The following is a 19,481-nucleotide window of genomic DNA, read 5'->3' as shown; positions in this document are numbered from 1 at the left end:
GTTACTTATTGCTCAAAGATAATGGAAGGGGTTTGTGTCAGGCAGCATATTTTCTCTTCCTGATTTGCTGGTAAACCCAACCACATAAAATAACGAGTAAAATCGGCAGAGCAATATTGATGAATTGCCAGGTGGTCTTTTGGACTTTTACTTTAACGGGATCCAATTGCCGAAGTACAATTTCTTTATTTCTTGTTTCAATGATATCAGGATTGCCAGTTAGATATTCAAGACTATTTAATAAAAATTCACGGTTTGCAAACTGGTATTCATACTGTGAGCCTACAGTAAATAAATTCACTCCCATTTCCAAAGGCCCATCCTTCGGTGAAAAGTCATTCAGTACAATATCACCATCACTTACTACAATTATTTTATTTTCATCCGATGACTCACGGTAAGTCAAACCCATTGCTGCCATTGTATCAATCACTGACTTTGATGTACGACCTTTATAAAGAGAAGTAAACTTTCCCTCTAAGAGTATGGCAACTGGAATTGCATTTTCCCTAAAGTTATTATCCTGCGGTGCGTTCCTGTTTTCATTTAAACTTATTAAAGCAGGTGTTGTAATTTTTCTTGAGTTAGCAGATGAATATAATAATGGCGTTTTTTTAACACCTTCGACTTTTATCGTATCAATGGAATTGACAAACCGGCCAGCTACCAACCCTATATTTTTATTAGTGGCATGATTACCCATCGATTCAAATAAAGGATAATAATTCCAGTGCAGATATTCATACTGCGGATTTTCAGCATTTCCCCCGACTGCAAACGGCATAAAATCGCATTGCAGATCCATTACCAGGTCGGGATTTATTCTCACTCCGTAACGAAATAAAATATCAGTAAGATTAAGGTTCCTATCATATGCAACAAGCTCCGGTTTGAAACCTAAACTATCCTGCTCTGCATTCAATCCATCAATAAATAATAAAAGTTTTCCGCCACGCATAACATACTGGTCTATTTTGAATTTTTCTTCGTCAGAAAATGCAATGGATGGCTTTACAATAATGAGTGTTTCAAAAGTATCAGGAATTGTCTTTTGCTGGTTGATATTAAAAGTAAACAACTGGTAATCGGTACGCAATGCCTGCTGCAAGGCATAGCTTCTTGCATTCGCTGGTTCGCCATTACCTACTGAATAAGCAACCAATGGCTTTTCTTCATTGAGCAAAGAGTTAAGTGTTTTAGCAAACTGGTATTCCATTAATGCTTCAGCGCTATTAATCTCAACTGGTGTGATCATTCGTTTACCACCGGAATACAAATTCACCAGGGCTTGCTTCCCTTTATATTTTATTAGTGCTACCGGATAAATTCTTTTATTCTCCTGCCCTGCTTTTACCTGCACAGTAAGATTGATTGGTATGGCACCCATTCCAACTAATGTATCTTCATATCGCATTCCCCCTACTCCCGGAAAATCATCCTGCGGGGAAATAAACCGATAATGAACTTTTGAACCATTGATATCTTTCATCAGACCGGCGAACTCTCTTACACTTCCTGCCAATTTTCTAAACCCTGTAGGAAAATCCCCTTTCAGAAAAATTTCAATTGATATATCGTCATCGAGACTGCTCAATATTTTTTTTGTCGCCTTACTCAGCGTATATCTTTTTTCTTTTGTCAGATCATAACGTGAATGAAATTGGGATGCCAAAAAGTTTACTCCAAAAAGAAATACCAGCAGCCAGAGCCACCAGAATTTTGAATTCAATATTTTACTCCCTATTGAGTTCATTATTTCTTTTTCAGGTTTTGATGCGTGATAGTTAAGAATAAAATTATTATGCTAAGGAAATAAATCAGATCTCTTGTGTCAATCAATCCGCGGCTGATACTCTGATAATGAAAATCCACACCGATCATATCCACATAATAATCAGCACCGTTTTCAAGAGCCGGTAACTTACTGATGGCATTAAAACCATAATACAGCAATGCACAACCGATCAATGATATAATAAAAGCTACAACAGCATTATTAGTAAAGCTGCTTGCACAAATTCCTATAGCAGTAAAAACAGCAGCCAAAAAGAACAAACCAATATAAGAACCAATCGTGGCACCGGTATCTAATCCCTCGCCGGATGAGAGTTGCTGAATGGAAAGAAAATAGATGATGGATGGGAGCAACGCAATAAACACTACAAGAAGGCTACCCCAATATTTACCCCAAACGATCTGCCAGCGGCTGAGTGGTCTTGTCTGTAAAATCTCAAAAGTCCCTGTTTTGAATTCCTCCGAAAAGCTCCGCATAGTAGTAGCAGGAACGAGTAATAACAATATCCATGGAGCTAACTGGAAAAAACGGTCGAGTGTGGCATAGCCGGTATCCAATATATTATTATCAAATACAAATAATACCAATCCATTTACCAATAAAAAAACAATGATAACAATATAGCCGGTGAGACTGCTGAAAAATTGACGGAGTTCTTTCTTACAGATGGACCACATAGGAATTGACGATGGTGCAAAATACACGGAAGATTCCAGATTTCGGGTTTTCAAAGTATTAAAACTGAATCCCCAGGCGGGATAATTCTCTACATCAGTTAATAAAAAAAGTCCCGCCGCAGCAGGACCTTTCTATTATAATAAAACCGTCCAATTAATTTTATACTGAAAAACTCTCACCGCATCCGCAGGTACGGCTTGCATTTGGGTTGCTGAAATAAAACCCTTTTCCATTCAAACCATCACTAAAATCAAGCATCGTGTTTACGAGATATAAAAAACTCTTCAGATCTGTCACCACTTTTGTTCCGTTATCCTCGAACACCTGGTCCATCGGTTTTGTTTCGTTATCGAAATCGAGTTTATAGCTTAATCCCGAACAACCGCCACCTACAACACCTACTCTTAAAAAATAAGAAGAATCATCAGCAATGCCTGCATCAGCCATCAGTTGTTTCACCTTAGCCTTTGCTTTATCACTTACATAAATACTATTCTCTAATGCTACATTACTACTCATAAGGGACGAACAAATTAATGTACAACACTCTCTTCAAACTTCAACTCAGGTAAACCATTCTTCTTGCGATAATCATTTACTGCTGCTTTGATAGCATCTTCTGCCAGCACTGAACAGTGAATTTTTACCGGGGGAAGATTCAGTTCTTCAACGATGGTCATGTTATCGATCTTAATAGCATCATCTACTGATTTACCTTTCAGCCACTCAGTAGCGAGTGAAGAAGATGCAATAGCTGAACCGCAGCCAAATGTTTTGAACTTGGCATCCTTGATCATACCGGTAGCATCATCTACTTCGATCTGCAGGCGCATTACGTCACCGCACTCAGGTGCACCAACAAGGCCTGTCCCTACATTTGATTTGCTCTTATCCAGTGTTCCTACATTTTTCGGATTCTGGTAGTGATCAATCACTTTTTCTGAGTATGCCATGATTATTTATTTAAAATTGTGAATCGAATATTTTTTTAATGATGTGCCCATTCAATGCTATTCATATCTATTCCTTCCTTAAACATTTCCCAAAGCGGACTCATCTCTCTTAATTTAGTTACCGTTTTAGAAACTGCTTCAATTGTATAATCTATTTGGTCTTCTGTAGTAAACCTGCCTAACCCAAAACGGAGCGAACTATGTGCCAGATCATCTCCCAGCCCCAGTGCTTTCAATACATAAGACGGTTCAAGTGAGGCAGAAGTACATGCCGAACCGGAAGAAAGTGCAATGTCTTTATTAAAGCCCATCAAAAGTCCTTCACCTTCAACGTATTTGAACGAAATATTCGTTACATGTGGCAACCTGTATTGTTTACTTCCATTTATATAAGCTTCTTCCAGTTGCATTAATCCATTCTCCAGTTTATCACGCAAAATGCTGAGACGTTTTGCATCAGCTTCCATTTCATTCATTGCCAGTTCACAAGCTTTACCAAATCCGACAATGCCTGGTACATTCAATGTTCCGCTTCTCATTCCTCTTTCGTGGCCACCGCCATCCATTTGTGCAGTTACTTTCACTCTTGGATTTTTACGGCGAACATATAAAGCACCAATTCCTTTCGGACCATACATTTTATGAGCTGTCATAGCCAGCAGGTCAATGCCATCTTTATTTACATCCACAGGTATTTTACCAACTGCTTGTGTAGCATCAGTAAAAACAAGTACTCCATGTTTTTTTGCAATAACGCTGATCTCTTTCATCGGCATCACTGTACCAATTTCATTATTGGCGTACATGATAGCGATAAGAATTGTTGAAGGTTTGATTGCTGCTTCCAGTTCTTTCAGATCGATCAATCCATCATCATTTACTTTCAGGTAAGTTACTTCACCACCTTCTTTTTCTATATGCTTACAAGTATCAAGCACGGCTTTGTGTTCGATATTGCAGGTGATGATATGATTGCCTTTGCTTGCATACATTTCATACACACCTTTAATAGCAAGATTGTCTGCTTCCGTTGCGCCTGAAGTAAAAATAATTTCTTTTGGATCGGCACCGATCAATTTAGCCACCTGCTCGCGGGCATCATCTACTGCACCTTCAGCCTGCCAGCCAAAAGGATGGTTACGGCTTGCTGCATTACCAAAACTTTGGGTAAAATAAGGTACCATCGCATCCACTACTCGGGGATCACACGGGGTCGTTGCATTGTGGTCAAGATATATAGGAAGTTTCACCATGGTTATTCTAGTTTTCGTTTCTGTGGACAACAAAATTAGCTCAAAACTGCCTACAAAGCCAGCCTATTTTAGGCCGAAACACTAATTTTACCGAAATCGCAAGGCAAACGATTATTTTTTTATGGGACCGGCTAAATTGCTACTATCATCGTCTGTTGCGTCGCACTCTTGTGCTGCAACAACCCTAGTGAGCAGGTTAACACAGGCCCTAACTTAACTAACATTCCTTATCCCCAAAGGTTTAAATGAAAAAAGTAGAACATATTGGCATAGCAGTAAAGAGTTTTACCAGCTCAATCCCACTGTTTGAAAAACTATTGAACACCAACTGCTACAAAACTGAATTGGTTGAATCGGAAAATGTAAACACTGCTTTTTTCAGGCAGGGAGAAACAAAGATCGAGCTTCTTGAAAGTACTGATCCCGATGGAGTGGTCGCAAAATTCATAGAAAAAAAAGGCGAGGGTGTTCATCATATTGCTTTTGACGTGGATGATATAGAGGCGGAGATAGAACGGATGAAAAAAGAAGGATTTATTCTGTTGAACAAAAAACCCAAAAAAGGAGCAGATAATAAGTTGGTTTGTTTTCTCCATCCAAAAACCACTAATGGAATATTGATCGAGTTGTGTCAATCCATCAGCCCTGATAAAGAAAAATAAGAGTAAATAATTGCGCTGAAGATCAGGAAAACTCGGCTAATTAAAAACCTTCTTCTACTCCATCAGCATTCTGCAAGCCAAGTTTCTCCACTGCGATCTGTGAAGCGATCTGTGAAGCATCTTTTTTATTAAAAGCTTTTCCTTGCGCAAGCAATTCACCATCTACTACAGCGCCAATTGTAAATAAGCGACGGCCATTCTCAATTTTTTCTTCCAGTGTTTCAAACTCAAGATTCTTTCCATTCTTATTAGCCCAGCCATAGAGTTTGTTTTTATGGTTGATCTCAAGATTTTCCAGATCATCCATAAACATATGTGGCAGTATGATGTGATCCATTACCCAACTGCTTGCTTTTTTATAGCCGAGGTCGAGATACACGGCGCCAACCAATGCTTCCAGTGTGTTGCCAAATATCTGGCTCATTTTTAACGAGCCATCCAGTTTATTGAAGTAGGTAACTTTTTTTAACCCCATGCGAATAGCAATATCATTGAGCTGGGTACGGTTTACCATTTTACTGCGCATCTCGGTAAGGAACCCCTCACCTTTGTAGGGATAACGTTTGAAAAGATAATCGGCCACCATTGCACTCAATACGGCATCACCGAGATATTCAAGCCGCTCATTATTTTCATCTGCACTTTCACGAACACTGCGGTGTGTAAGAGCCGTTTTATAAAGAGAGATATTATTGGGTTTATAACCCAGTATGTTCTTCAGTTCCTTTTTAAACGAAGAACCCTGCGATTCCTTGAAAAAGTTTTTAAAAAAATCCACGGGCAAAAGCTACAACTTTTTATTATCACAAAAAACAATCCCGCCATTGGCGAGATTAAATTCCATTAATGTTGTCATTGGAATTTGCTAAATGAAGTTTTACTTTTTATACTTTTTTACTATCAAGCAGGCATTGTGTCCGCCAAAACCAAATGTGTTGCTCAATGCAGCGTTCACTGTTCTTTTCTGTGCTTTATTGAAAGTATAATTCAAATCGGGTAATTCAGGATCGTCAGTAAAATGATTGATAGTAGGAGGTATCAGATCATGCACCACGGATTGAATACAAGCAATCGCTTCTATTACCCCGGCTGCGCCGAGACAATGTCCTGTCATTGATTTAGTAGAACTGATATTTATTTTTTTAGCATGCTCACCAAATACTTCAACGATGGCCTTTACTTCAGCACCATCACCTAATGGTGTAGCTGTACCATGTGTGTTGATATAATCAATGTCTGATGGCTTCATACCTGCATCTTTTAGCGCAGCGATCATTACGTTTCTTGCACCTAATCCTTCAGGATGTGGTGCAGTTAAATGATGTGCGTCGGCAGTAGCACCACCACCTTTCACTTCACAATAAATTTTTGCTCCGCGTTTAATGGCATGCTCCAGTTCTTCAAAGATTACCACGCCAGCACCTTCGCCCATTACAAAACCATCCCGTTCTTTGTCATAAGGGCGGGAGGCTGTTTCCGGACTATCATTTCTTTCGCTTAAAGCTTTCATTGCATTGAAACCACCTACACCTGCTTCACTTATCACTGCTTCGGCTCCGCCTGTTACTATTATATCAGCTTTATCTAATCGTATCAGATTAAATGCTTCCATCATTGCATTGGTAGATGAAGCGCAGGCACTCACAACAGCGAAGTTGGGACCGCGGAAACCATGCCGCATAGATATTTGCCCTGCGGCGATATCCAATATCATTTTAGGAATAAAGAAAGGATTGAAACGTGGTGTGCCATCGCCTTTTGCAAAATTGATCACCTCTTCCTGGAATGTGATCAACCCGCCGATGCCGCTGGCAAATACAACCCCTACCCGGTCAGCATTTGCATTTTCTTTTGTGATACCCGCATCTGCAACAGCCTCATCACTTGCCACTAAAGCAATCTGGGTAAAGCGATCAACTTTTCTTGCTTCTTTTCTATCAAGGAATTTCAGCGGGTCAAAACCTTTTATTTCGCAGGCAAACTTTGTTTTGAATTTTGACGCATCAAACAATGTAATATTAGCAGCTCCGCTAACACCGTTGATCAAGCCATTCCAATAGTCATTCAGTGTGTTACCGACGGGAGTGATGGCGCCCATGCCTGTTATAACTACCCTTTTTAATTCCATAAAGCCGAAAGATTTTAATAAAGATAAGATAGCTGGGGGGAATAAAAAATCAGCGATCTTCCGCTGATTTCAATAAAAACCGCCTTCGCTGTATACACAGTCAGAAGGCGGTTTTATTTTATGCATTCGTTCTACCTGTAATCACAGGTAGACAGGAATCTTTCATTATTTGGCATGTTCATCGAGATAAGCAATTGCCTGGCCCACAGTAGTAATGGTCTCAGCCTGCTCATCAGGGATGGAGATGTTGAATTCTTTTTCGAATTCCATAATGAGTTCTACGGTGTCCAGTGAATCGGCACCTAAATCATTGGTAAATGAGGCTTCGTTTGTTACTTCTGCTTCGTCAACACCTAGTTTATCAACAATAATCTTTTTAACTCTTGATGCAATGTCTGACATGATTATAAAATTTGATTATGGGTGCAAAAATAGAATTTTTGAATTAATAGCAAGGTTTTGTATGGTTTTTTTATCGGAGCCCCTTTTAAGCTCAAAATGAAGCTGCAAACGTTGGATATCAGCCATTTTCAAAAAAAAAGATTTTAGTCTTCTGATTTCTGCTTTATTCTGGCTTTCAATTCTCCGAATACACATTAAATGGTTTATGAACATTATCAAAAGCCGTAATTAGAGTGACCTATCTCTCCACAATTTCCAGTGTCTGTGATTGCTTATTAAATTCTTCTTTGTATATTGAATTCCCTGCTAAACGGGAATTAAAACCTCTGCTTAATGGCTTTGAAAATTATTGATCACGGCACTCATGAGTACCGGCTTATGCTAAAGTTGCGGGAAGATCTGCTGCGGAAACCATTAGGCATTTCATTTACCAAAGAAGAACTGGAAAAAGAAAAAAGCGATGTACTGATTGGTGCATTTGATGACGATGATATTCTTGGATGCTGTATGCTGGTGGAAATGGAACCGGGTGTGGTAAGGTTACGGCAGCTCGCTGTATTAAATAATTTGCAGGGAAAAGGTGTCGGTACCGCTATTCTCCAGTTTTCAGAAAACCTGGCCCGTGATCTCGGTTATAAAAAAATAACCATGCATGCCCGCAAGAACACAGTAGATTTTTTTGAAAAACTAGGTTACCAGACAGTAGGTGAAGAATTTATTGAGATAACCATTCCGCATTTTGAAATGCATAAAGAACTGTAATGAAGCTCTGAATTATTTCGTCATCTTGGTTTCTATATATTCAATTATATCTCCTGATTCAATTACTGGTTTACCACTTACATCACCGTTATACCAATATATCCATGCTTGTGTAACAATATCGTCATAATGAACTTCAGTTAATTCACGTTTGTATAATTGAACTTCATCCGGCTCTACCGATACTCCTTCAAAGTCATCCAACTGCCCCATAGCCCATGCAAATTCTTTTTCATTTGTGATGCGATATAACTCACCAATAATAAATTTATTTCCATTTGATTTTATACCTGCAGGATAACTACCGAGATCAAACAACTCCCCTCTTACTTTTGCATTTGCAACGAATGTAAAATAGCGGCTGATGTATTCGTAGGCTGGACTGCGGAAACCGCTCCGCAATAATCCATAAACAAACAACTGGTTCATAACACACACTTTACTATAAATATACTAAGGAGAGTTCACTTAATACTTAACCTTCCACCAAAAAACAAAATACTTCCTTGGGACCGTGTACGCCGACCACCAGCGTTTTTTCAATATCAGCCGTGCGGCTTGGACCGGTAGCGAAAGTGATGAGAGAAGGAGGATTGTTTCGATACTTATCTTTTACTAAGAGCAGTGCATCTTTTATATCCACTACTACCTGGCTGGTAAATGCAATACAGATATGAATTGGCGCATATACACTTGTATTCCGGCCACTTGGTTGTGCAGAACTCATTACAATACTACCAGTACGGGCTACTAATGCTTCACAACCCGTTATTGATACATCACAACCAGCTAAATCATCAGTAATTCTTTTTGCACCAAACTGCGAACCGAGCATATCAGCAAGCTGCGTTTCGATACAATAAACTTTTTGCCAGCCTTGTTTATTAATAAGACTATTCAGCTGAAATGCCAGCTCTTGACTGTTTACGCAATATACAAACCGCCCCTGGAGCTTACTGAATTGTTCTGCAAATTCTACTTCCGGCTCTTGTGATAATGGCTGAAAGACGTTTTCATTGTTTTCACTTTTCGGGAAAGGGACAGGTGTGGGTTGAGCCAGTGCCTGGCGTATTTTTCTTAAAATGTTTTCCTTTGAAAGTGAAAAACTCATGGTTAATGATTACATCGATGGGGCCAATCCTACGTTGCCGGTTTGTTCATCTATAGGTTTTATATCCTCTTTTGCAGGATTTACAGGAACTGCAGCTTGTTCTTCCGGAGATGCAACAGTTTCTTCTGCAACGTCAAGTGTTTTCTTTTCTTCATAAGGACGTTTTCCAATTAATGCTTCTACATCGCTTTGGAACAAAACTTCTTTATCCAATAATGCTTCGGCCAGTTTTTCTACCTGTGCTTTTTTATCTGTAAGTAATTGCTTTGTTCTTTCATATGCTACATCTATCAGTTTTCTTACTTCCTGGTCAATGATCTTTGAAGTCTCTTCGCTATAAGGTTTTGTAAAGGCGTTTTCATTCATCGGATCATAAAAACTTACATTACCTACTTTGTCGTTCATACCATACACAGTTACCATTGCATAAGCCATACGAGTTATCTGCTGCAGGTCATTTTGTGCACCGGTAGAAATTTTGTCAAAGAAAATTTCCTCGCTTGCACGACCACCAAGTGTCATACAGATCTGATCATTTAACTGATCGGTGTTGTACAGATATTGTTCTTTCGGAGTATACTGCGCATAACCCAGCGCTGCTGTGCCTCTTGGCACAATCGTTACTTTCAATAAAGGATAAGCATGCTCAAGATACCATCCGCAAATAGCATGACCAGCTTCATGATAAGCAATGATCCTTTTTTCATGCGGTGCAATGATCTTATTTTTCTTTTCCAATCCACCGATCACACGATCTACTGCATCCTGGAAATCTTCCATATCTACTGCTTCTTTTCCTTTTCTCGCAGCAATCAGTGCAGCTTCATTACAAACATTGGCAATATCAGCACCGGCAAAACCGGGTGTTTGCTCTGCCAGTTTATGTATATCGAGTTTTTTAGAAATTTTAATTGGTTTCAGATGCACTTTAAAAATATCTTCTCTTCCTTTTACATCCGGTTTATCAATTGTTATCTGCCGGTCAAATCTTCCGGGACGTAACAGTGCATTATCCAACACATCGGGACGGTTGGTTGCAGCCAATACAATAATGCCGGTGTCGGTTCCAAATCCATCCATCTCTACGAGCATTTGATTCAATGTGCTTTCACGTTCATCATTACTCATCATTAAATTCTTTCCTCTTGCACGGCCAATAGCATCTATCTCATCAATAAAAATTATACAAGGAGCTTTTTCTCTTGCCTGCTTAAACAGGTCTCTTACACGGCTTGCACCAACACCAACAAACATTTCAACAAAGTCGGAACCACTTAAACTAAAGAATGGAACCTGTGCTTCGCCTGCCATTGCTTTTGCTAATAATGTTTTACCAGTACCCGGAGGGCCAACCAGCAATGCTCCTTTTGGAATTTTGCCTCCAAGTGAAGTATACTTTTTAGGATTCTTAAGGAAGTCAACAATCTCCATCACTTCCACCTTTGCTTCATCAAGCCCTGCAACATCTGCGAAAGTTATATTCACTCTTGTTCCTTTGTCAAATAATGTAGCTTTTGATTTACCAATATTAAAAATACCACCGGGGCCTCCGCCACTTCCGGCACCGCCACCCATTTTCCGCATCAACAATACCCAAATACCTATGATGATAAGGATTGGCAATAGAAAATTTAGTATGGGTGCAAACCAATCTCTTTCTGGCTTTACTTCCTCTCTTACACGATTGGTGTCGGGAATACTGTTACGGGCATAGAAATCATCCATTCTTTTTGAAAAATCTTCTCCTGAATATTTGAAATAAAACTGCGGCCCTTCAGCAGTAGCTTTTCCGCCACCATCTTTAATGAGCTTTTCATATTTTTTTACGCTATCCTTTTTCAGGTAAATGCGGATCGTTTTTTTATTGTCAACGTTTTCGATATGATCTACATCACCAGAAATGATCATCTGGTTAAAAGTTTTGAAGTCTGTATCCGCCATTGATGCTTTCCAGCTGCCGAATATCTGGAAGCCGATCAAAAAAGCTGCGATGATAACATACACCCAATAGATACTGAACCTAGGCCCTTTCGGCGGCGGAGTATTTGAATTATCTCCCGGCTGACCGGGGCGGTTTTTCTCGTTTTTATTATATTGTTGCTGCGACATATTTTTTGTTTCTTATTACTTTTTGCCTGTTAGTTTTTTAAGGACTGAAAATATTTCTTTTAACCGATAACCAGCATCAAGCAAGCCGTAACCGGTTTTTTTAACAATTAATCTGTAATTTCTTCTTCAACTGCATCACTCCACATTTCTTCCAGTTTATAAAATTTTCTTGTATCCGAAAGCATTACATGCACTACTACATTTACATAGTCAACCAATATCCAGTTCATCTTTTGATAGCCTTCATGATGATATGGTTTTTCATCACAAATGCTTAGCACCTGGTGTTCTACATTCTCAGCAATTGCCCGCACCTGTTGAGGGTTGCTGGCTTCGCAAATAATAAAGAAATCAGCAACTGCCTCTTTTATCTTCCGTAAATCAAGTGAAATGATATTTTCCGCTTTTTTGTCCCGGATGGCCTTGACAATTGTCTTTATGATTTTTGAGCTTTTATTTAACCGAACTGAAGCTTTCTTTTTGCGGTTGGTAAGGGTGGTCAATTGTTCCAAATACTTTTAATTTTTCGTTTATGGTTTTACTTGTTTTATGGCTGGCTTTCAATTTTTAAGTTGTATTTGAAAACGATAAACCAAAAACTATAAACCGTTCTTTGTTTCTTTGTCAAAAATAGCAATAATTGGCACAACAGACAGCTTCAAATTCCCTTGGTTCGCCGTTTATTGAATTGCAGACGGTTGATAGTACCAACAAATATGCCATGGGGTTGATTCATGCGGGAATGGCACAGCATGGAATGGCCATTTTTACCCAAAATCAAACCGCCGGTAAAGGACAGAGGGGTAAGAACTGGGTTTCCGAGCCGGGAACTAATATTGCACTATCCGTTATCATCAAACCCGACCCACTCAAACTGCATGAACAGTTTTACTTAAGTGCCGCAACTGCTTTAGCCGTCCATCAATTTTTTTCGAAATATGCCGGGGAGGATGATACAAAAATCAAATGGCCCAATGATTTGTATTGGCGTGACAGAAAGGCGGGTGGGATTTTGATTGAGTCGGTGGTTAGCAGCCGGGAGTCAGGAGGCGGAATTTGGGAGTGGGCGGTAATAGGAATAGGAATAAATATTAATCAAACTAGTTTTCCGGATGATCTGCCAAACCCCGTTTCATTAAAACAGATCACTGGAAAAGATTTTAATGCTGCTATGCTGGCGAAAGAATTATGTGTTTGCTTAGATGAAAAATTCAGCTTTTTAATGAGTGGAAGCAAAAATGAGGCGATAGAAAAATACAACCACCACTTATACAAGCTGAATGAAAAAGTAAAATTGAAAAAAGATAATCGAGTATTTGATGCTATCATAAAGAATGTTTCACCATCAGGCAAACTAATGACTACTCATGCGGTTGATGAAGAGTTTGACTTTGGGTCAGTGGAATGGGTGATTGAAAAGATTAAATAATCATGCTGGTTGAACAAATACTTAATCTTTCACCCTCCACAAAGTAAATGTTCTCGATAAATTAAAGCCCCAGCGAAACTGACCTTTGGTCCATGTAGATAATGTTCTCCTCAAAAACTGGTTTTCGGCAATAGCTTCTGAGTTTGTAAAATTTAAATGAAATACGTGGCCGCCCGTCAGTACTTCAACACCTATACTTAATGCGTTATAAAAATCAGAGCCAAAAACCTCTTTCAGTGCCTGGGAATTTTTGCTATGACTACTTCTGAATGCATGAAAATAATCCGCGATAATATGTACGCTGTTACTCATTGGAAACCGGATGGCACCTCCCAATGCAAAAATATTTTTATCATCATCGGGTAATACAAACCCGGTAGTCAGGAATGTCGGGTTCAATTGCAAACTGACTTTCCCGAACTTTTTTGCGATGATCAATTGAAATACCTGGCTGGTACGATCGCCGAAATCCTGAAAATGATTTTCTTTAGGATAATAAACTATCGGACTCGTAATAGCGTTGGCTGAATATTGAGAAAAAGCAGTATCAGCAGTAGAGATAGTATTATTTGCAAAAAAAGCAAGCGAGAATGGGACACTGTTATCTACAGTTTGTTGCAAAAACCGGTATTTAATTGAAGTTTCGATAAGATGGTTTGCGGGGCCAAATCCCTTTAGCCTGGAAAGAGATAGGTCCATATTTTTTCCAACCCCAACAGTAAACCCGATCCGTATGTCTTTAGAATCATCCAATCCAAAAAAGTTATCAAGTCCTCCTTTGCTTCCGGCGAAGTCTCCAAAATTATGTGTTACAATAAAATCCATTTTGCCTTTTCCAACCATTTCGGTTGTGTTGGCATTAATAACTTTTACATGATTGAAAATTTTAGCAGGCTCTTTTGCAGGTTCTTCTTTTTTTTCACCTTCTTTTAGTAAGTCATCGGTTGTTTGTGCATTCAGTGCAGATACAAAAAATAAAAATGGTAATACAGATAGTTTCTTCATAATGTCGGTATGTTTTAAAGTAAATCGGAATAGCAGTCCATCTGGTTGCTTTACAGATTATTAAAGATAAACCCTTTGATTAAAAAATTACTAAGCCTTATGATAAAAGGATCTTTCTGCAAATCAGAATGCCTGCAGTGATCTCAGTATCTCTTCTGCATGCGCCTTATTTTTTGGTTTGGTAAAAATCTTAATGATGATTCCCTTTTCATCGATAATAAATGTAGTACGAAGAATGCCCATGTATTCACGGCCGAAGAGTTTTTTCATATCATGTACGCCATAAGCTGCGGTCACTTTATTTTCGGAGTCAGCAATTAATGGGAATGGCAATTTATATTTCTGTTCAAATTTCTTTTGTTTGCTTTCATTATCGGGACTTACACCTACTACTTCAAATCCCTTTTTCTTTAGCAACGCATAATTATCCCGCAGATTGCAACTTTCAATCGTGCAGGTTGGCGAACCGGCTTCGGAATAGAAATATAAAACCAACTTCTTTCCTTTATAATCGGCTAAAGAAATTTTCTTTCCATCCTGGTCTTTACCGGTGAATGCTGGTGCTTTGTCGCCTTCTTTAAGTGTGATCATTATCCTGGTTATTTCTTTTTTGTTACTGGTTTCTTTTTCAAAGTTGTTGTCTTTTTCTTGCTTGTTTTTTTCTTCTTCTTTGGTGGCGGCGGTGTATAAGGATATTTCTTAAACCACCATTCTTTTGTTGTCGTATTACCAACCAGGTCTTCGACTGCTATTTTTAAATGATGAATGCCATAAGGACATCGTTCATCAAAGTTATAGATCCAGGTTCTTCCTTTGTCGTTGGTGAACATTAACCAGTTGCTATCAAGCTCTGCTCTGAATTTTCGAATACCCGAAATATCAGTTGGTGTAAAAAGAATTCTTGTAGCTGGACTCAGATCAAGGGTATCGCCTTTTCCCTTCTTATAAACATCGGGATCATTTAGAATCGGGGACGAAAGATCAAGTAACGCAACAAAAGTACCGAATGCCCCTGTTTTAAAAGATAGCCATTGGCCTTCCCATTTAGGTTTGAGAATTGCATAACTTCCATTTCGTTGAATAATTATTTTATTCTGCCACTCTTTTCTTACTTCTTTATTTGGTTTGATTTTTACGGTCATCTCTTCATGCACTGGAATTGAATTATCATTCAACTGATGTAATGCGGATACTGCATTTTCGTTGGTTGCATTGCTACGATAATAAACAGGTTTAATGGTATCATAAATACAACCCTCCGGCAAATAAGCTTCAAAATCTGGTTTCTCAAGAACATTCACAAAATTGGGAACAAATTCACCCGATCCAGGAAGGCCAGGCTTATTCACAGCTAGGCTATCCTTGTATTGAATTTTGAAAATCAGTTTTGAATAATTCTCATCCGCATCGCCAACTTCTATTAAAATTTCATGAATCGATGTATCATTGAGATTTATAATTCCATCACCATTATATATATGATAGACTCTTCCTTTTTCACCGGGCAGTGGTGATATATGCTGCAAGTACCCTTTACCTGCTTTGTAATAGCGATAATCAATCTGTGCATTGATATATTCTGATTCCCTGTAATCGATCTGGTCCAATGTAAACCCGGCAATTCTTTCATCATCCAAAAAGATTCTTGTTGTATAAATGCCATTTGGGTTTTGTGAACCGGAAAACCGGTCAATAGCTTCAACAGCAAAACTGATCTTATTCAATCCTGTTTTTATCACCGGTATTTTGGGAATAATATAACCGCTATCCGTATTCTTTAATGAAAATAATTGCGGTGTCTGCGCATAAGTACTGGTGCTCCGGTCATAGATCCCTAACTTTGATATTGTTGGAGGCACATCATCTTTAATTGGCATGCCGAATAAAAGCGGGTTAAGACTTCTATCTGTTTTTGTTTCTCTTATTTCAAAATGTACATGTGGTCCTTGTGAGCCGCCGGTATTTCCACTATAAGCAATAAACTGTCCTTTGCTTACTTTGAATTTATCCTTTGGTAGATCCAATTCCACCTGCCAGGATTCATTTTTATATTGTTCGTCTAAAACATATTGATGCAATGCCGGATAAAAATCATTCAGGTGTGCATATAAAGTAGAGTAACCGTTTGGATGATTAATAATAATGAACCTACCAAAGCTCTGCGGTCTTACACCCACATAGGCAATATATCCTTCTGCCGCTGCATACACTGGTAAGTTTTCTTTTTGATTGGTACGGATATCCAGACCCATATGCCAGTGATTGGAACGCAGTTCGCCAAAATTGGCTACCAGCTCCATCGGTATATCAAGCGGATTGCGAAAATAGTTCTGAGGATATTTTACTGTTTGGGCATCTGTAGAAACACAGATGTACAAACAATTGATCGTGAAAGATACTAAACGGATATAGTTTTTAAAGAATCTGATCATTCCCTCCATTACAATATAAGTTGCAAATTTAAAACCTATTCGTTGCATTTAATCTTATGATATGTGAATAGCTTTGGGAAAACTTTATAACAATTACCCACTTCGTGGTATTGGTAATTATTAAAAAACATCTCATCTTTAGTTTACAAATCAGCAACCATGACAATTCTTACCCACCTTTCATCAGCCGTTATTGGTTTACTCCGTGGCGAAAATGCAAAACAGAAATTCCTGTACGTTCAGCAATCCAAAAAAGCAGAGCGCAGGTTAAAAAGTTTTTGGCAAAAAAATGGTTTAGCGCCGTTGGATGAAACAGAGATCCGCAGTTTGCACAGTAATTAAAAAATTCCTGTTTCTTACTTTATCATTTATCGTTATCTTTTCGGGATGAAGCGGCTTATTCAATTATCAGGACTCGCATGCCTGAGTTTTATTATCACTGGTTGTCCGTACGAAAGCCCCTTGCCGCTGGATGCTAAACCGACCGAGCCCATTGATACTTCGTTGTTAGGCTTTTGGTATGGTATTGTAAAAGATGGCAGTGATTATTTCGGTATAGAAGCTTTGGAAATTGCAAAAGAAACCGATAGTACATATAATATTATACGTTATGGCAAAGCTATAAAAGGCGACATGGTGTTACCGGATACAGCTTATTTCACCGGGTTTATTTCATATATTGATCAGCAGCGGTTTTTTAATATTGAAACAAATATTGTTGAAATGATTCCCCGGAAAAATAAAAAACCCGAAATAAGAACTACCCGCATTTATTATTTATCACCCTTTACAGTTAGTCATGACACGATGCAGGTACGCACCATAACTGATGGTTTTTATGGAAGAACTCCCCGCTGGAATTCCGGCGAAGAACTGAAGCAGAAGATCAGGCAACTGCTGTCAGAAAATAAAAGTATCTATGATGATATTTACAAGCTCTCATACCGCAGAATAGAAAAACCGAAAAAATTCTTTTAGCTAACAGCCATTATTATTGGGGAAAAACAATCGAAAAAAAAATTTACCCTCTTCCTTCAAAACCCTGCCATTCCCTTAGTTTTGCGCAATTTGTTTTTAGCCACCTAATTTTCACCGGGTAGCGAATAAAAAATAAAAAATGCCAAAAGACAATTCGATAAAATCCGTTCTTATTATTGGTTCTGGCCCCATTATTATCGGCCAGGCTTGCGAATTTGATTATTCAGGTACACAGGCCGCCCGAAGCCTTCGGGAAGAAGGCATTAAAGTGATCCTCATCAACAGCAACCCGGCTACCATCATGACCGACCCGATGATGGCCGACCGTGTTTACTTATTACCCCTTAATGTTGAAAGCATCGAACAGATCTTACAGGAAAACCAGATTGATGCCGTGTTGCCAACTATGGGTGGACAAACAGCACTCAATCTTGCCAAAGAAGCTGAAGACCTTGGCATATGGAAACAGTATAATGTTCGTTTGATCGGTGTTGATATAAAAGCAATTGATAAAGCTGAAGACCGGGAAAAATTCCGCCAATGGATGATCCAATTGGGGGTGCCGGTGGCAATAGCAAAAACAGCCAACTCATCTTTGGAAGGAAAAGAATTTGCACAACAAATCGGGTTCCCGTTGGTTATACGTCCATCATTTACGTTGGGTGGTACAGGTGGTGGTTTTGTACTAAATAAAGATTTTTTAGATGAAGCACTTAACCGCGGTCTTGAAGCATCACCTATTCATGAAGTATTAGTTGAACAAGCTGTGTTGGGCTGGAAAGAATTTGAATTAGAATTGCTCCGCGATGCAAATAATAATGTGTGTATCATTTGTTCGGTTGAAAATTTTGACCCGATGGGTGTGCATACCGGAGACTCCATTACTGTAGCCCCGGCAATGACACTCAGCGATACAGCTATGCAGCTCATGCGCAACACTGCCATCATGATGATGCGTGACCTCGGCAATTTTGCGGGTGGTTGTAATGTTCAGTTTGCTTTAAACCCCGAAACAGAAGAGATCATTGCAATTGAGATCAACCCGAGAGTGAGCCGGTCATCGGCGCTGGCAAGTAAAGCAACCGGTTACCCAATTGCAAAAATTGCAGCTAAACTCGCCATCGGTTATAACCTGGATGAGCTGGAAAACCAGATCACTAAAAATACTTCAGCATTTTTTGAACCGGCGCTTGACTATGTGATCGTCAAGATCCCTCGCTGGAATTTTGATAAGTTTAAGGGTGCCAATGATACACTTGGTCTGCAAATGAAAAGTGTAGGTGAAGTAATGGGAATTGGCAGAAGTTTTACTGAAGCTGTACAAAAAGCTTGTCAGAGTTTAGAAAACAATGCTGTTGGTTTAGGTTATTATGGAAAAAGCATGATGCATGCTGAAGAAATTCTTGAACATATAAAAACGCCGAAATGGGACCGCATCTTCCGTATCAAAGATGCGCTGATGATGGGTGTAAGTATCAATACAATTTCAAAAGCGACAAACGGAATTGACAAATGGTTCCTGAACGAGATCAATAAGATCTGCGAGATGGAAAAATTGATCGCTAAACATAAATTGGCAACACTTCCTGTTGAACTGTTGAAAGAAGCAAAGAAAATGGGATTCGGTGATGAGCAGATCTGCCGCATTATGAATGACGGAACAGAAGACGAATTGTATGAATTCCGCAAAAAAAATGGGATTACCCGTGTATATAAAATGGTAGACACCTGCAGCGCTGAGTTTGAGGCCAAGACTCCTTATTTTTATTCCACATTTGAATAAA

At 39.0% G+C, this 19,481-nt stretch carries 21 protein-coding genes; 6 read left to right on the top strand and 15 right to left on the bottom strand.

The annotated features are described in order from the left end of the window. Nucleotides 1–37: 37 nt before the first annotated feature. From gldG to E6H07_07385, 5 genes are all read right to left on the bottom strand, one after another. Complete coding sequence (gene gldG / locus E6H07_07405) at nt 38–1,753, bottom strand: gliding motility-associated ABC transporter substrate-binding protein GldG (protein ID TMI65726.1); 1,716 nt, start codon at nt 1,751–1,753, stop codon at nt 38–40. Next, the gene (gene gldF, locus E6H07_07400) at nt 1,753–2,472 is read right to left on the bottom strand and encodes a gliding motility-associated ABC transporter permease subunit GldF (protein ID TMI65725.1); all 720 of its coding nucleotides are present in this window, start codon (nt 2,470–2,472) and stop codon (nt 1,753–1,755) included. The genes gldG and gldF overlap by 1 nt, the downstream gene beginning before the upstream one ends. A 160-nt stretch (nt 2,473–2,632) precedes the next feature. After that, nucleotides 2,633–2,992, bottom strand: coding sequence for an iron-sulfur cluster assembly accessory protein (locus E6H07_07395; protein ID TMI65724.1), 360 nt, complete (start codon nt 2,990–2,992; stop codon nt 2,633–2,635). A gap of 14 nt (nt 2,993–3,006) precedes the next feature. Next, entirely contained in the window at nt 3,007–3,426 is a 420-nt protein-coding gene (gene iscU / locus E6H07_07390; GenBank protein TMI65723.1) for a Fe-S cluster assembly scaffold IscU, read from the bottom strand. 35 nt (nt 3,427–3,461) lie between these two features. Further along, the gene (locus E6H07_07385) at nt 3,462–4,676 is read right to left on the bottom strand and encodes an IscS subfamily cysteine desulfurase (protein ID TMI66491.1); all 1,215 of its coding nucleotides are present in this window, start codon (nt 4,674–4,676) and stop codon (nt 3,462–3,464) included. A 248-nt stretch (nt 4,677–4,924) separates the two neighbouring features. Here E6H07_07385 and mce point away from each other — a divergent pair, with 248 nt between their 5' ends. Beyond that, entirely contained in the window at nt 4,925–5,341 is a 417-nt protein-coding gene (gene mce, locus E6H07_07380) for a methylmalonyl-CoA epimerase (GenBank protein TMI65722.1), read from the top strand. Nucleotides 5,342–5,381: 40 nt separating this feature from the next. Here mce and rnc read toward each other — a convergent pair whose 3' ends face one another. From rnc to E6H07_07365, 3 genes are all read right to left on the bottom strand, one after another. Further along, nucleotides 5,382–6,119: a ribonuclease III gene (rnc, locus tag E6H07_07375; GenBank protein TMI65721.1), complete on the bottom strand. Its 738-nt coding sequence runs from the start codon at nt 6,117–6,119 to the stop codon at nt 5,382–5,384. A 99-nt stretch (nt 6,120–6,218) separates the two neighbouring features. Continuing rightward, on the bottom strand, nt 6,219–7,469 hold the full coding sequence (gene fabF / locus E6H07_07370; protein ID TMI65720.1) for a beta-ketoacyl-ACP synthase II: 1,251 nt from the start codon (nt 7,467–7,469) through the stop codon (nt 6,219–6,221). Nucleotides 7,470–7,634: 165 nt separating this feature from the next. Next, on the bottom strand, nt 7,635–7,871 hold the full coding sequence (locus E6H07_07365) for an acyl carrier protein (GenBank protein ID TMI65719.1): 237 nt from the start codon (nt 7,869–7,871) through the stop codon (nt 7,635–7,637). 333 nt (nt 7,872–8,204) lie between these two features. Between E6H07_07365 and E6H07_07360 the strand changes: the two genes are divergently transcribed. Further along, a complete protein-coding gene (locus E6H07_07360) occupies nt 8,205–8,633 on the top strand; it encodes a GNAT family N-acetyltransferase (GenBank protein ID TMI65718.1) in 429 nt (142 codons plus the stop codon). Nucleotides 8,634–8,645: 12 nt separating this feature from the next. Here E6H07_07360 and E6H07_07355 read toward each other — a convergent pair whose 3' ends face one another. The 4 genes from E6H07_07355 to rsfS all read right to left on the bottom strand — a co-directional run bounded on the left by E6H07_07355 (nt 8,646) and on the right by rsfS (nt 12,365). Next, a complete protein-coding gene (locus E6H07_07355) occupies nt 8,646–9,062 on the bottom strand; it encodes a gamma-glutamylcyclotransferase (protein ID TMI65717.1) in 417 nt (138 codons plus the stop codon). 46 nt (nt 9,063–9,108) lie between these two features. Further along, complete coding sequence (locus tag E6H07_07350) at nt 9,109–9,744, bottom strand: lactate utilization protein B/C (GenBank protein ID TMI65716.1); 636 nt, start codon at nt 9,742–9,744, stop codon at nt 9,109–9,111. Between the two features lie 9 nt (nt 9,745–9,753). Further along, nucleotides 9,754–11,853, bottom strand: coding sequence for an ATP-dependent zinc metalloprotease FtsH (gene hflB / locus E6H07_07345; protein TMI65715.1), 2,100 nt, complete (start codon nt 11,851–11,853; stop codon nt 9,754–9,756). A gap of 107 nt (nt 11,854–11,960) precedes the next feature. Beyond that, entirely contained in the window at nt 11,961–12,365 is a 405-nt protein-coding gene (gene rsfS, locus E6H07_07340; GenBank protein TMI65714.1) for a ribosome silencing factor, read from the bottom strand. Nucleotides 12,366–12,574: 209 nt separating this feature from the next. Here rsfS and E6H07_07335 point away from each other — a divergent pair, with 209 nt between their 5' ends. Further along, nucleotides 12,575–13,282, top strand: coding sequence for a biotin--[acetyl-CoA-carboxylase] ligase (locus E6H07_07335; GenBank protein ID TMI66490.1), 708 nt, complete (start codon nt 12,575–12,577; stop codon nt 13,280–13,282). Between the two features lie 21 nt (nt 13,283–13,303). Here E6H07_07335 and E6H07_07330 read toward each other — a convergent pair whose 3' ends face one another. From E6H07_07330 to E6H07_07320, 3 genes are all read right to left on the bottom strand, one after another. Next, nucleotides 13,304–14,287, bottom strand: coding sequence for a hypothetical protein (locus E6H07_07330; protein ID TMI65713.1), 984 nt, complete (start codon nt 14,285–14,287; stop codon nt 13,304–13,306). 123 nt (nt 14,288–14,410) lie between these two features. Then, the gene (locus tag E6H07_07325; protein TMI65712.1) at nt 14,411–14,878 is read right to left on the bottom strand and encodes a thioredoxin-dependent thiol peroxidase; all 468 of its coding nucleotides are present in this window, start codon (nt 14,876–14,878) and stop codon (nt 14,411–14,413) included. A gap of 8 nt (nt 14,879–14,886) precedes the next feature. After that, the gene (locus tag E6H07_07320; GenBank protein TMI65711.1) at nt 14,887–16,767 is read right to left on the bottom strand and encodes a M23 family metallopeptidase; all 1,881 of its coding nucleotides are present in this window, start codon (nt 16,765–16,767) and stop codon (nt 14,887–14,889) included. Nucleotides 16,768–16,878: 111 nt separating this feature from the next. On the opposite strand from E6H07_07320, the gene E6H07_07315 reads away from it, so the two are divergent. From E6H07_07315 to carB, 3 genes are all read left to right on the top strand, one after another. Further along, nucleotides 16,879–17,061: a hypothetical protein gene (locus tag E6H07_07315; protein ID TMI65710.1), complete on the top strand. Its 183-nt coding sequence runs from the start codon at nt 16,879–16,881 to the stop codon at nt 17,059–17,061. Nucleotides 17,062–17,106: 45 nt separating this feature from the next. Then, the gene (locus E6H07_07310) at nt 17,107–17,697 is read left to right on the top strand and encodes a hypothetical protein (protein ID TMI65709.1); all 591 of its coding nucleotides are present in this window, start codon (nt 17,107–17,109) and stop codon (nt 17,695–17,697) included. Between the two features lie 139 nt (nt 17,698–17,836). Next, nucleotides 17,837–19,480 carry a carbamoyl-phosphate synthase large subunit gene (gene carB, locus E6H07_07305; GenBank protein ID TMI65708.1) on the top strand — a complete coding sequence of 548 codons (1,644 nt, stop codon included), beginning with the start codon at nt 17,837–17,839 and terminating at the stop codon, nt 19,478–19,480. Nucleotide 19,481: the final 1 nt, after the last annotated feature.

The sequence above is a fragment of the Bacteroidota bacterium genome, assembly GCA_005882315.1.
Taxonomy (GTDB): domain Bacteria; phylum Bacteroidota; class Bacteroidia; order Chitinophagales; family Chitinophagaceae; genus VBAR01.
Note: the sequence above shows the minus strand (reverse complement) of the source record. Positions and strands in the feature narration are given on the sequence as shown.